This window comes from Paenibacillus sp. JNUCC32 (assembly GCF_014863545.1).
GTDB lineage: Bacteria > Bacillota > Bacilli > Paenibacillales > Paenibacillaceae > Paenibacillus_AQ > Paenibacillus_AQ lautus_A.
In genome coordinates, this window is record NZ_CP062260.1 from 3,560,579 (window position 1) to 3,572,904 (window position 12,326).

The window sequence follows — 12,326 nt, forward strand, 5'->3', positions numbered from 1 at the left end:
GCGCCTCACAGCAAAAAAGGATGTCCCCGCCAACTTTGCGCTGGCTGGTGGGACATCCTTTATTTTAAAAGAATCACGCATTGCCGCGCAGGGATCGAACCACGAAATCATGCTCGTCCTTACGCAATATCATGCCATTCGACAGTGTGACGGTATCCTCATCGTGAGATGTCAGGATGGCCTGGGAAGACACCAGCTGGTTGCCCCTCCATACCATGACGCAGGATCCAAAATAAACGGCATTATCGAATTGAATGGTATGACTCACGACATAACCGATGGAGTTCAGGGCCGGGTAGGAGTTCCTCGGCATAATTCTATGAATGGCTCGAAACGGAATGATAAGCTCGCCCGGGCCTAGAATCACTTTCTCCTGAACGGGATCCCACCCTTTCAGCACACCTTCAACCGTGCTTTTCGCCCCGTCTAGACGCTGAATGACAACATGACGACCGATCCAATGCTTCATGAAGGTCACCTCTCGCGGATTATTCATCTCCATCGTCCGGCGTGTTCGGGATGTCCCAATTCACCGGATCCATACCCTCTTGCATTAAAAAAGCATTCGATGCTGAAAATGGACGGCTGCCGAAGAATCCTTTGTGCGCTGCAAACGGGCTCGGATGACTGGACTCAAGCACCTTGTGACGGCTTCGGTCTATGAAGGAACCTTTTTTCTGTGCATAACTGCCCCATAATATAAACACCATGGGCCTTTCACGTTCATTCAGTTTCGCGATGACCTTATCGGTGAAGGTCTCCCACCCGATGCCTTTATGCGAGTTCGGCTCGCCCTCGCGAACCGTCAGCACGGCATTGAGCAGCAGAACTCCCTGGTCCGCCCATGATTGCAAGGACCCATGATTCGGAGCGGAAATCCCCAGATCCGATGAAAGCTCCTTATGTATATTGCGTAAAGACGGAGGAATCGCAACCCCGGGCGAGACGGAGAAACTCAGTCCCTGCGCCTGCCGGCGACCGTGATAAGGGTCTTGTCCCAAAATAACGACCTTCGTCGATTGGTACGATGTTTGCTGCAGAGCCCGAAATATATCTTCCTTGGGAGGATACACCGTACTGCGCCGGTACTCTTCATCCACCCGTTCCATCAAAGCTTGAAAATAAGGCTTATCCACTTCTCCCTGCAGGATAAGGTCCCAATCATTGTTAAACATCCGCATGTCTCCTCTCCCTCCTCCTCACGCAGGTCAGCATGGAATCAAAAAAGAAATGCGATCACTTTAATCGGGACGCGGCATCTTCCGCTTCGGTCCGCAGGAACAACGCCCGCTGATGAATTTGCGTCGATTTAAAAAATAAGCCGGCACCCATACGGGGGCCGACTTATTTTGCATCATACCAGACGCTGTTATAATGCCGAGGACGGGGGTCGAACCCGTACGGTAGTCACCTACCGCAGGATTTTAAGTCCTGTGCGTCTGCCAATTCCGCCACCCCGGCATATTGTATCCGCGCATGTTCCTAGCGTCGTTCACGTTCACTTGAAAAGCCCGAAGGTACGCGTGGAATTCGCAATATTTTGCGAGATCATCCCGAAATCTAGGTGTGCACATTTCGTCTTAGCGACAAAATCGATAATACCATGTACAACCATATGATGTCAATATATGAAACTCATAATTTTTCGCATCACCCCGGGCCAAGCATTCATCTCGATGAACTAGCGCCATCGCTCTGCTTGTAAGTACCGACAGCAAATCAAGGGCCTCCTTCGCAATCGGCGCGCTTGCTTTCCCCGCTGGAGCTTCCTATAGAATAATTTCTCGGTTACCGTGCATCCTAAATGAAGCTCGCGTGCTTACATGCGGAGACTAGAACAACAGAAGAAAAGGAAACCCATCGACATGAAAAAACGAACATGCTCAGCCTTCTCATTGCTTGCCCTTGCGCTGATTCTTGGTTATCCCGGCCATGTGCATGCGGAGCACGTGCCTTCCGCCTCCAAAGGCAGAGATTATTATGAGGAGCGCGGCGAGATCGTGTGGGAAGTGCCCACGCAGAACAAGGTGATCGCCCTCACTTTTGACGACGGCCCGGACGAGCATAATACCGTTCAAATTCTGGATCTGTTAAAGCGGTATGACGCTAAAGCCACCTTCTTCGTTGTAGGCAGCCGGGTGGAGAAACACCCCGACATCGTCGCGCGTGAACTGCAGGAAGGACATGAAATCGGCAACCACTCCTATACGCATCCGCCCTTTCACAATATTAACGTCACGAAGTTATCAAGTGAACTGAATCAAACGCAGGATGCGATCTATCAAGCCACCGGCATGAAGACCGTACTGTTCCGCCCGCCAGGGGGCAGCTATAATGAAGCCATTGTGAGTACGAGCAAGGATTTGGGCATGCTGACCGTATTGTGGTCATGGCACCAGGATACCCTCGACTGGCGAAAGCCCGGGGTCAACCGCATCGTCCGAAAGGTTCTGGATAACGCCCGTAACGGCGACATCGTACTTATGCACGATTTTGTACCCAGCAGTACGCAGACGGTTGAAGCCCTCAAGGTGATTTTGCCGGAGCTGCAAAAAAGAGGTTATTCATTTGTTACCGTATCCGAGCTGATGTCCTACCATGAGAAATCACGCAAGTTCATCGAAGTCAACCATTAATAAGCCGTTCGCATGTAAGACAATGACCGCTGCCTTTTGGAGGTAACGGTTATTTTTTTAGGACAGGCTTCGATCCCGGAGCGCCGGATAGAATTTTCTCTTGAATATTTTAAACCCATTTGTTAAGATACAGAACGAACGTTCAGTATATACAATTTTGACGATAGCCTAGGGGATAAGGGGGTGCATGCGTGAACAAAAAACAACAGCAAACCGAAGATACCAAGCGACGCATTGCCGAAGCCGCCAAGGCGCTATTTATGCAGAAGGGATACAAATCAACGTCGATCGAGGAAATCGTCGAAGCCACCGGCAGCAGCAAAGGGAATATCTATTATCACTTTAAAAGCAAGGAAGGGCTGTTTCTGTATTTGATCGAGGAATGGGACCTCGAGTGGGAACAGAAATGGAGCAGTAAGGAGCAGCAATACACCACAACCGTTGATAAATTGTACGGAATTGCCGACCAACTGGTGTTTGATGATCTGAACCACCCCTTCTCCAAAGCTCTGGACGAATTCATGAACAACAATGGAGACGTGTCCGAGGAAGTAGAGCAGCGAATCGTCCGGATTATCCGAAGCCACCTGGAATTCAATCAGAAGTTGCTGCAGCAAGGGATTGATCAAGGGGAGTTTGAGAATCATAACGTGGAGCAGCTCTCCCTCATTTTTGAAAGCCTCATCGTAGGCTTAAGCCAGATGTCCCGCATCACGAAGGTAAAAAATCCGCTTGCCCTTTATCATACGGCCATTCAAGTATTCCTGCACGGCATCGAAAAGAAATCGTAAACGCCCCGTTCTCTTTTTTATGCTCTATTATAAACCGAACGTTCAGTATATAAAGAAAACCGTACAACATCATTAATCGTTTTTATCTTTGGAGGAATCATCATGTCATTACTATTGCGAAACAATGGAGCCATTCTGCTCCTCATGTTCAATATATTCTTAGTTTTCACCGGCATCGGGCTTGTCATCCCCATTATGCCTACCTATATGACGGAGCTGCATATCAGCGGAAGCACCGTGGGCATGCTGGTTGCCGCCTTTTCATTAACGCAGCTGCTATTCTCGCCGCTTGCGGGAAGATTGTCCGATACCATGGGCCGCAAAAAAATCATCATCTCCGGCATGATTGTATTCGCCATATCGGAATGGTTATTCGGAGCGGCCAGCACGCCGACGCTGCTGTTCGCGGCAAGAATGCTGGGCGGCATCGGCGCCGCCCTCATCATGCCCGCCGTCATGGCCTATACGGCAGACGTCACTTCCAATGAGGAACGTGCCCGGGGGATGGGATTCATTAATGCAGCGATTACGACAGGCTTCATTATCGGACCCGGCATCGGGGGTTTCATTGCCGAGTTTGGCATTCGTGTTCCTTTCTACGCCGCAGCCGTAGCCGGGGGCATTGCCGCTCTGGTGACGCTGCTGCTGCTTCCGGAATCATCCGCCAAGCAAGAAGCACCTACCGTGCTGGGACGGAAACAGGAGAGCCTGGCAGTCCAGCTGGTCCGTTCGTTCAGGGAGCCGTATTTCCTTAGTCTGATCATCGTATTTGTTCTGTCGTTCGGTCTTGCCAATTATGAAACGGTGTTCGGCCTGTTCGTGGATCATAAATTCGGATTCACCCCTAAAGATATCGCCATGATCATTACGTTTGGCTCCATTGCGGGCGCTGTCGTGCAGGCAACGATATTCGGCTGGATCCTGAACCGGTTCGGCGAGAAAAGAGTCATTACGCTCAGCTTGCTCACAGCGGGAATCTGCATTCTGTTAACGCTGTTTGTGCATAAATATTGGCTAATCTTCCTTGTGACGTTCCTTGTCTTCCTGTCGATCGACATCCTGCGTCCTGCCATCGGCACGCAAATGTCCAAGCTGGCAAAGGATCAGCAAGGCTACGTCGCCGGCCTGAACTCGGCTTATACCAGTCTGGGGAACATTGCGGGGCCCCTTGTCGCAGGTTATCTGTTTGATTTGGACATCAACTTCCCATACATCTCTGCATCGATCGTCCTCATCCTCTGCTTTTTCTTGGCCATGCGTGCCGGCAGAGCCTGGGCTGCTACGGAAGCTGTCACGAATGAGCGGTAATCATACGCTGAAACAACATACTCTCTCGTCTTAGACAATGACAGAACAAGACCCTGCCGGAAACTTCCGGCAGGGTCTTTAGGTTTCGTTGTTATGTATTAATAAGCCACCAGGACAATAATCGCCAATAAAGCCACAAGCGCAAACAATAGGGCCCATCCCAGTTCAAAACGTCTTTTTTCCTGATATGCCTTAAAAGCCTTCCTTGACTCGAATACGAATACGATCACTAAGAAGGCAAGCAACACGGGCAATCCCCAGGACTGATTCAATACCCACTCTGACACCTTGATCCCCCATCCTATGTACGAAAATGAGCTGCATCCCACCAGCCTCGGCGTTTGGAAGTACATGTCCCTAACGACTCCATTAAAATGTACCGTAAGTTGTTCCCGATTACAAATCTCGCTGATCGGGTCTTCTGGTGGATCTTTTAGGCTCCTCTGGATTTGAGCCTCACTTGAATCATGATCATATTGCTGAGTTAAGCACAGTTGTCAGAGCAAATTAATATTCTGAATTAGTTCATTTCCAAAAGGAGTGCTTTAATGGAGAAAAAATCAACTTATGATTACATCGTTGTAGGCACAGGTCCGGCCGGGGCCGTGATTGCGAAGACACTTACTGACGACATGCGAACCTCCGTGCTTGTTTTAGAATCGGGCGGAAACCATGACAAAGACAAACCGATTAAGGATTCAGCCTTTGCACTTGAATTGGAAGAAAGTTTCTTTCCGAATTACTTTTGGCAGGGAGAAGGCATCCCCCAAGAGGAACTTGATGAACGCGCATTCGAATGGACAACAGGTCGACTCTCGGGAGGCGGTTCTTCAATCAACGGAGAACAATATGTAAGACCGACATCCGCCGTGCTCCGAAAGTGGGAACGGCTGCTTGGACCTCTCTGGTCACCTGATAAAGCGATTCGACGTTTCAAATCATTGGAGAATTATAACGGAGAAACCACAGATATCAATGCACACGGGTATCGAGGAAGAATTAACATCCGGCAAGCACCCGAAACTCCAACGCCGATGGCTCACAAGCTGACAACTGCGATCGAGCGGGCAACAGGTTATCCGACCATTCTTGACTATAATGATCCGAATACTCCCATGGGACCGTTCACCCGTTGGCAATTATACCAACAGCCTGATGGCCGTAGGGAGAGCTCCTCCACAGCCTTCCTGTCTCGCGATATTATGACGGCAACTGGTCGGGGAGTGAATAACAGAAAACTAACTGTGAAGTTTCGAACAACGGTTCTCCGTATTCTTTTCTCCGGTAAGCGGGCCATTGGCGTTGAATATTTGAAGGATGGCAAGTGCTGCTATGCGTATTCCCGCAAAAAGGTTATTATTTCGGCGGGGATCAACAGCCCTCAGTTGTTGATGTTGTCAGGAATCGGACCCGCCAAAATGCTGAAAAAGGCTGGAATCCCTGTCATCTTCGACAATCCAAACGTAGGGCAAAGGTTAAAAAACCATACGTTAAATTTCGCAGTATTTGCTACCAATTCACAAGATCGTCCCCTCCCTCCCTTAGACCCCAACGCACTGTATACGGGAGGAGCTTTCTTGCCAGATCCATCTGGCATCGATCCGGATGAGCGGGCTGTTCAACTCGTTGGCATTGGATCCGATGGAGAATTGACCATAGCGATTCTGTACTTGCGACCCAAGAGCAATGGGACGATCCGCATACAAAGCAAAGATCCGCTGAATATCGTATTGGCAGATGAGGGATTTCTCTCAAATCCAGACGACATGGAGGCGGTAAAAAGAATTTATAGAACGTATATCAAAGATATTGCCATAGAGTTGGAACAGATTGATTCTTCATATCGTCTCTTATCCCCTACATTTGATATTATCGATGACGATGACAGGCTTGAAGAATTTATTAAGGAAAATTTCGATCACAATCACCATCAGCAAGGATTTCTGCGGATGGCTCCTTTATCCGCAGGAGGAGTCGTTAACCGTAAAGGAAAGGTTCACGGGGTTCAAGATTTGATCGTTGCCGATGCGTCCTTAGTTCCATATACAGTCGACGGAAACACCTCTTCTGCTGCATATCTTATCGGCTACACCATCGCAAAGCAATTAAGTAAACGCAAAAAAAAGCAACGACCACATCCGGAATCGGGGGAAGAATGAAAACTTCCCCTCGCTTCCGTTATGATGGAATGCTAATATCGCGAAAGCAGCTCAATGCCGCGCTCGACGGGCCGCTACTCAGCCGGTGGATACTTTGAGCTACTACCGGACTAATCTTCTAGTTCAATCTCGATACGGGCAAGGACACCAGCTGGATTATCTCCGCTTCTGTTTGCATTTGACGGGAAGTTAAAAGCGGCGATCACGATATCGTTTGTACCTCTCCGAAGGAAGCGTCTGATATTAAAAGTTCTTCCCGGGTTAAAGAATGAAACGTTGCCCTGCGGGTTGTCGATAACGACCGACCGTCCATTGATTAAAACGATGGCAAAGTTATCCACGGACAGGAATAAGCTAGCTCTCTCAATATCGTCTCTAATCGTAAATCTTCTGGCGACCACAGCAGCAGGACCGTTAGGATCATTTCTTCCCCAAACGTACGATTCACCGGCTTGCGGCGCCACCCACGCCGGATTTCGCTCGATTTCTAGTGCATTTACCCAATTTCGATTCGTACTTATTCTTCTGGTTCGTTGACTAATAACAACCGGATTTTGTGCACTCAATGATCTCTGTGCGGCAATCACCGTTCTCATTGCCTTTGCAACGCTACCCGCCCATATTCCGCTATGTCTTCTAGGCGTTTGCAGTTGTTTGACCGTATTTTTTGCCTTTCCTGATACTGTGCTTCTGTGCATTTGTGCTTCCTCCTTTTTATCAACGAAATCCTTAACATATATATGAGTCCATTGAATTAATGGATATGGACAATAGATTAGTCAAAATCACTCAATTTTCTCAAATGAAAATATCCTCCGGCTTATAGCACCCAGCGTATGAACCATAATCTTATACCGTTTATGACCTGTTGGCATTTGTCACATTTTTTTTCAGTTCCTAAGACGACCACACTAATCTCTACGGTGTCGTTGTTTAATGTTCAGTTTATGTACAATGAAAATGCTAAAAACGGGGACGGAAAGTTGCCGTCCCCGTTTATCGTAATTGGGGATACCACATGGGTGCAGTATCGTAATTTGATGAATTAAATTAAATCAATGAATGCTTCATTAAGGAGCTTCATTAAATCCAAAACGTTCCCAAGATAATAACCAAGAGAATAAATAAAACCAGAACAGTTCCTACTGGATTACCGTATCCGTTGTAACCACCTTTTTCGCAGCTCACCGATTTAACCTCCTTGCTTTGTGGAATGGTACAGTTTATGTACATAGACGGTCTTAGTCTGGACATTTCGGCAATCATGATCAGATTGTGCTAATGTTAAGGGTATTCCCCATACTTTCAGTGTCTTCAGGCGTCTGCCAAACCGTCCTATAAACAGCAAAAAACCCTTGCATCGCAAGGGTTTTAGCTTCTCCTATTATATAGATTCCGGCTGTATGTGATGCGTCGTTACTCTACATCAACGGGATGCTGTATTTTATCCCGATAAAGATCGATGTACAGCTGACCGTCGGTTCCTTTCACTGCATAAAAAACATCTGCAATTTCTTTGTTCCGGACTTTTAATTTTTCTTTAATCCACTCTGGGGATAGATCATTGATTTTTAGATTATTTTCTAATAGTTGTCCATCCATGATAAGCTCAATCGGAAACTGCTGATTCCCTTTCAAGCCCTTTTTCATATCTTTTAAAGTTACATTCTGGTATTCCTTTTTCTTCATTACAGATATCTTTCCATTGATCTCTAATACGCCGTACTCCACTTCCGAGATGTCAAATATATCCTTTTGCCGCAACATTTGATTGATCGTATCTAAGGTTAACTTATTTTTCCTTAGATTCTCTTCCAGGATCTTGCCACCTTCTATAACTACGCTCGGCGTCCCTTCAGCCCACATGCGCAATTTACGATTCTTCACCACGATCTTTGATAAAAAATATGATGTAAATGTAAATACGGCAAGCGAGATTAGCAGGTGTATGACTTCCATTTTTTCATTGAAAGCAAAGTTCGCAGCAATTGCACCTAATATCACGGCCGTAACAAATTCATGAAAATTCATGTTAGACAACGTTTGTTTGCCCAAAAACCGCGTAATAATCAACAAAATAACGAATGCTGATATACTACGAAGTAAAATAATCATGTGCTCTAGCATGAAGACCCATACACTCCTTTCTACCGTATATCTTATGTATGGGCAATTTTTCTAAAAATAAACCGATAAGCTTAGATGCCTTCAGCAGCAATCTCACCTTATCGTAAAATCTCATATCGTTCGGTCTAAACCGTCCTATAAACAGCAAAAAACCCTTGCATCGCAAGGGTTTTCATAAAGTGGGCCCTGAGGGACTCGAACCCCCGACCAGTCGGTTATGAGCCGACCGCTCTAACCAACTGAGCTAAGGGCCCTGAACATACATGTACACATAAACATAAGGACGTCATACATACATCGTTTAAAAATTGGTTGCGGGGGCAGGATTTGAACCTGCGGCCTTCGGGTTATGAGCCCGACGAGCTACCGAACTGCTCCACCCCGCGTCAATGCTGTATCAAACAGCGACAAGAATAAATATACACCATTCCCCTGCATCAAGTCAAGTGCTGTTTTAATGGAATTCCTCAAGGCAGGAATCGCACGCCATAACGCCCCTTCTTGGAACGATAAACCTCTACCATCCGCGGATCATGATACCCGAACAGCCAGCCATCCTGCTCCAGACGTTTAGCGAAGCACCCAGCCTGAAATTTGGTTGTATAGAGCTTTCCGTAATATACCCAGTTCATCCTATGCGGCTCCTTACCGAAATGATAATGTAATGCTGTCATATTATGTCCAAACTTCCACAAAAAAAACGTCGTCCCCCGAAGTTCTCCGTCCCTCCCCATAATAAAAACAATCAGCCATGCCGTATACCGTGCCGGGATACGTATATGCTGATTGTTGTCTTGGGTTATAACCCATTCGCTTATTGGCCGTCGGCCTCTGCAAACCGGGCAGCGATGCTCATCAGCTCCTGCTCCATCGAATGCATCATCTGGATGAAATTCATCAGCTGCGCCTTCGTCTCCTCGGCCTCTGTGCGAAAACGCTGCTGGGAAACGCCTTCCCATTCGGCATTCAGCGTTTCAATGACCTGGGACAGCCTCGCGACCAATTCCCCGCCGTAGTCACTCCCGCTGCGAATGTCTGCCGCCGCGCGGCGCAGCTCCTCGGGCGATACCTCTATACGTCCTGACATAGATCCGCCTCACGCTCCTCCCTTAATCCCTGGCAAGCTAAGTAGCCTTCGTCTCAGCCAGTACGGCCTGAAATTGTTCTTCCTCTTCGTCCTGGTAACCCGTAAAAATAATCTCTTGGATATCCTCATGGTTAAACACGTAAGCAAACTCCGGGCTGACATACCCTTCCGGATACGGACAAGCCAGATAGTCGAACAATTGCGGCTGCTCAAGCGCCAAAATTTGCTTGCGTCCATAGATCACCAGCTTTTTCTCGCCTTCCTTCAAAATGACGATCGATCCGTTGGGCAGCAGCTGCTGTTGTTGCGTCATTACGATCCTCTCCTTTTCTTACTCTGACGATGCGGTGCCGCCGGCGTGCGGCCCTGATTCATTTTGTTCAGAAACGCGGCATTCCGCTGCTCCTTCGGCAATCCCAATACGGGATAATGAGCCCTCAGCTTTTCCATATTGTTCTGGATGAACCGATATCGAGGGATGAACACAACGGCCAGGTACAGGCCGAGAATCAACAGGACGGAAAAAGCCGCCATGCCCATGACGAATCCGCCAAGGTCCCCGGTAACGGCAACCACGACGTAATACCCTGTGTAACCGATGCCTGCCAACAGCAAGGCCGCTTTGCCTGCTTTGCCGATGCCGCCTTTGCGTTCCATGGACTGGTACGTCCCTTGCCGCAGCGCTCTTGCATGCAGAACATAAAACGCAACGAGCAGCAGGAGCATCACCGCGATCGAGCTAAGTCCATATCCGATCGATTCGACACCGGCCATGTCATACATCATTTTCAAGATAGCCAGCTGGCAAGTGACCGCCAACGCCAATCCGTAAATCCCCAAGTACAGCACAAAACCGACCTCAGACCGGTACGGATTTACGCTCAGGCCAATTCCCCACAGCAGCATGGCCGCCCACACTGCCGCAGCCGCATAAAAATATACCGACATCATCGGCGCCGCCAGCGTGACCAGCACGGGGATGAGCATAATGAATAAAAAACATACGATGCCGCCCCGAATTTGCTCGGCGGGGATTAACCGGAAATGAAACTGTTCTTCCTCTGAAATCTTCGTGCTCATCTATGACACTCCCTTTATTTGAACCATCCGGCTATCGTAGAACCTATCTTCTCCGCCCCCATTTTCAATCCTTCGGTTACGGTATCTTTCTTCCCGTCCCCGTCAAAATCCGCGAACTTGATGCCGTCCATGACGTAGGAAGCGCCGACCGACACGCCGAAGCCGATGGCCGCACCCGCCAGGGTGCCGATCGGACCGCCCACCGCCGTCCCGATCAGCGCGCCGGCTTTAGCGCCAGCCGCCGCGGAAGCGACCACGGTTCCCACGCCGACACCCACGTCGACAACGGCGTCTCCGGCTATTTTCGCCCCGCTCTTGTTTTCATTGATATTCGTAACCAGATTTCCCACCGTTTGCATGGCGATGCCGGCATAACCAAGCTTGCCGCCCTTCCAGCTGAGCGAGTCCTTCACGGCTGCGCCGGGCAGGACGTATTTCGGAATTCGGGGGTGATTCCGCCAATTGTACTCGGCATAGGATTTTTTTCGGATATTGGCAAGCATGCCGTTCGTCACATTGGCACGCATGTTGCCGCGCTTGTCTTTTTCAAGCCATACGCCGAAGCCGTTCCGGTACATATCCCAGTATTTGTACATCGTGCCCGATGCGGTTGCCGTTCCGAACAATACCCCTGCGGCCGCAAGCGGATTGCCCTTCCATTGATCCGCCGTGCCGCCGAATGGCGCGAGCGCATTGAATTCGACGCCCGCCGCCGTCACGGGCGGATCCGTCTTCTTATTTCCGTTCTGTGCCATACTCGCCTGAAGCAGTAGATGCGGACTCACCTGGGCGACCGATTGTTTGCCGAAATTCAGATTGTTCCCGAGCGATTGATCGGTCTGCGAAAAATCCCCCGCTTTCTTCACGAGCTGGCCGCGATTCTGCTCCAGACGGCCTACGACAGACTGGCACGCAGCCCGGCATTGCGCAAGGCGCTGCTCTACCTGGGCGCGATGGCGCGATTCCCAGGACATGCTCTGGATGCGCTGCTGCATCCGCTCCTGAAGCGCTTGGATTTCCCGTGCAATATCAGATACAGCTGCGCCCTGCTGGTTCAGCATTTCAGGTACCACACGTATTTTGGTCATAGCTAACAATCCTCCATGTCATTGATCGAGAAGGCAAAAATTACAGTATG

General features: G+C 48.9%; 15 protein-coding genes and 3 tRNA genes. 4 read left to right on the forward strand and 14 right to left on the reverse strand.

Annotated features, from left to right (window positions below):
• Positions 1-73: 73 nt before the first annotated feature.
• The 3 genes from JNUCC32_RS16040 to JNUCC32_RS16050 form a co-directional block, all read right to left on the reverse strand.
• Positions 74-469 (reverse strand): hypothetical protein, encoded by a 396-nt coding sequence (locus JNUCC32_RS16040; protein WP_096773096.1) that lies wholly within the window; start codon positions 467-469, stop codon positions 74-76.
• Between the two features lie 19 nt (positions 470-488).
• Positions 489-1,175 (reverse strand): uracil-DNA glycosylase, encoded by a 687-nt coding sequence (locus tag JNUCC32_RS16045; RefSeq protein ID WP_041622130.1) that lies wholly within the window; start codon positions 1,173-1,175, stop codon positions 489-491.
• Between the two features lie 200 nt (positions 1,176-1,375).
• Positions 1,376-1,461, reverse strand: a tRNA-Leu gene (locus JNUCC32_RS16050).
• Between the two features lie 404 nt (positions 1,462-1,865).
• Here JNUCC32_RS16050 and JNUCC32_RS16055 point away from each other — a divergent pair.
• From JNUCC32_RS16055 to JNUCC32_RS16065, 3 genes are all read left to right on the forward strand, one after another.
• On the forward strand, positions 1,866-2,636 hold the full coding sequence (locus JNUCC32_RS16055) for a polysaccharide deacetylase family protein (RefSeq protein ID WP_015734267.1): 771 nt from the start codon (positions 1,866-1,868) through the stop codon (positions 2,634-2,636).
• Positions 2,637-2,827: 191 nt separating this feature from the next.
• Positions 2,828-3,427, forward strand: a complete 600-nt coding sequence (locus JNUCC32_RS16060; protein WP_009589588.1) for a TetR/AcrR family transcriptional regulator — start codon at positions 2,828-2,830, stop codon at positions 3,425-3,427.
• Positions 3,428-3,529: 102 nt separating this feature from the next.
• Positions 3,530-4,735 (forward strand): MFS transporter, encoded by a 1,206-nt coding sequence (locus tag JNUCC32_RS16065; RefSeq protein ID WP_192569198.1) that lies wholly within the window; start codon positions 3,530-3,532, stop codon positions 4,733-4,735.
• Positions 4,736-4,833: 98 nt separating this feature from the next.
• Here JNUCC32_RS16065 and JNUCC32_RS16070 read toward each other — a convergent pair whose 3' ends face one another.
• Entirely contained in the window at positions 4,834-5,022 is a 189-nt protein-coding gene (locus JNUCC32_RS16070) for a hypothetical protein (RefSeq protein ID WP_228468767.1), read from the reverse strand.
• A 261-nt stretch (positions 5,023-5,283) separates the two neighbouring features.
• On the opposite strand from JNUCC32_RS16070, the gene JNUCC32_RS16075 reads away from it, so the two are divergent.
• Complete coding sequence (locus JNUCC32_RS16075) at positions 5,284-6,894, forward strand: GMC family oxidoreductase (protein WP_192569199.1); 1,611 nt, start codon at positions 5,284-5,286, stop codon at positions 6,892-6,894.
• 110 nt (positions 6,895-7,004) lie between these two features.
• On the opposite strand, the gene JNUCC32_RS16080 is transcribed toward JNUCC32_RS16075, so the two are convergent.
• The 10 genes from JNUCC32_RS16080 to JNUCC32_RS16120 form a co-directional block, all read right to left on the reverse strand.
• Positions 7,005-7,592: a hypothetical protein gene (locus JNUCC32_RS16080; RefSeq protein ID WP_192569200.1), complete on the reverse strand. Its 588-nt coding sequence runs from the start codon at positions 7,590-7,592 to the stop codon at positions 7,005-7,007.
• A gap of 385 nt (positions 7,593-7,977) precedes the next feature.
• A complete protein-coding gene (locus tag JNUCC32_RS31855; RefSeq protein WP_374705851.1) occupies positions 7,978-8,082 on the reverse strand; it encodes a YjcZ family sporulation protein in 105 nt (34 codons plus the stop codon).
• 228 nt (positions 8,083-8,310) lie between these two features.
• Positions 8,311-9,021 (reverse strand): DUF421 domain-containing protein, encoded by a 711-nt coding sequence (locus JNUCC32_RS16085; protein WP_192569201.1) that lies wholly within the window; start codon positions 9,019-9,021, stop codon positions 8,311-8,313.
• A 180-nt stretch (positions 9,022-9,201) separates the two neighbouring features.
• A tRNA-Ile gene (locus JNUCC32_RS16090) sits at positions 9,202-9,275 on the reverse strand.
• A gap of 55 nt (positions 9,276-9,330) precedes the next feature.
• A tRNA-Met gene (locus JNUCC32_RS16095) sits at positions 9,331-9,407 on the reverse strand.
• Between the two features lie 81 nt (positions 9,408-9,488).
• A complete protein-coding gene (locus tag JNUCC32_RS16100; protein WP_009589607.1) occupies positions 9,489-9,653 on the reverse strand; it encodes a hypothetical protein in 165 nt (54 codons plus the stop codon).
• Between the two features lie 182 nt (positions 9,654-9,835).
• Entirely contained in the window at positions 9,836-10,108 is a 273-nt protein-coding gene (locus tag JNUCC32_RS16105; protein WP_009589633.1) for a WXG100 family type VII secretion target, read from the reverse strand.
• 37 nt (positions 10,109-10,145) lie between these two features.
• Positions 10,146-10,421: a DUF4176 domain-containing protein gene (locus JNUCC32_RS16110; RefSeq protein ID WP_009589601.1), complete on the reverse strand. Its 276-nt coding sequence runs from the start codon at positions 10,419-10,421 to the stop codon at positions 10,146-10,148.
• A complete protein-coding gene (locus tag JNUCC32_RS16115; protein ID WP_096773091.1) occupies positions 10,421-11,188 on the reverse strand; it encodes a hypothetical protein in 768 nt (255 codons plus the stop codon). Before JNUCC32_RS16115 ends, JNUCC32_RS16110 begins: the two co-directional genes overlap by 1 nt.
• A 14-nt stretch (positions 11,189-11,202) precedes the next feature.
• On the reverse strand, positions 11,203-12,276 hold the full coding sequence (locus JNUCC32_RS16120; protein WP_192569202.1) for a WXG100 family type VII secretion target: 1,074 nt from the start codon (positions 12,274-12,276) through the stop codon (positions 11,203-11,205).
• Positions 12,277-12,326 lie beyond the last annotated feature (50 nt).

What these genes read in the sequence shown, in the direction of transcription:
- JNUCC32_RS16045 (WP_041622130.1), bottom strand. Translation starts at nt 1,175, where the DNA reads ATGTTTAACAATGATTGGGACCTTATCCTGCAGGGAGAAGTGGATAAG.
- JNUCC32_RS16115 (WP_096773091.1), bottom strand. Translation starts at nt 11,188, where the DNA reads ATGAGCACGAAGATTTCAGAGGAAGAACAGTTTCATTTCCGGTTAATC.
- JNUCC32_RS16105 (WP_009589633.1), bottom strand. Translation starts at nt 10,108, where the DNA reads ATGTCAGGACGTATAGAGGTATCGCCCGAGGAGCTGCGCCGCGCGGCG.
- JNUCC32_RS16100 (WP_009589607.1), bottom strand. Translation starts at nt 9,653, where the DNA reads ATGAACTGGGTATATTACGGAAAGCTCTATACAACCAAATTTCAGGCT.
- JNUCC32_RS16085 (WP_192569201.1), bottom strand. Translation starts at nt 9,021, where the DNA reads ATGCTAGAGCACATGATTATTTTACTTCGTAGTATATCAGCATTCGTT.
- JNUCC32_RS16080 (WP_192569200.1), bottom strand. Translation starts at nt 7,592, where the DNA reads ATGCACAGAAGCACAGTATCAGGAAAGGCAAAAAATACGGTCAAACAA.
- JNUCC32_RS16075 (WP_192569199.1), top strand. Translation starts at nt 5,284, where the DNA reads ATGGAGAAAAAATCAACTTATGATTACATCGTTGTAGGCACAGGTCCG.
- JNUCC32_RS16110 (WP_009589601.1), bottom strand. Translation starts at nt 10,421, where the DNA reads ATGACGCAACAACAGCAGCTGCTGCCCAACGGATCGATCGTCATTTTG.
- JNUCC32_RS16120 (WP_192569202.1), bottom strand. Translation starts at nt 12,276, where the DNA reads ATGACCAAAATACGTGTGGTACCTGAAATGCTGAACCAGCAGGGCGCA.
- JNUCC32_RS16055 (WP_015734267.1), top strand. Translation starts at nt 1,866, where the DNA reads ATGAAAAAACGAACATGCTCAGCCTTCTCATTGCTTGCCCTTGCGCTG.
- JNUCC32_RS16040 (WP_096773096.1), bottom strand. Translation starts at nt 469, where the DNA reads ATGAAGCATTGGATCGGTCGTCATGTTGTCATTCAGCGTCTAGACGGG.
- JNUCC32_RS16065 (WP_192569198.1), top strand. Translation starts at nt 3,530, where the DNA reads ATGTCATTACTATTGCGAAACAATGGAGCCATTCTGCTCCTCATGTTC.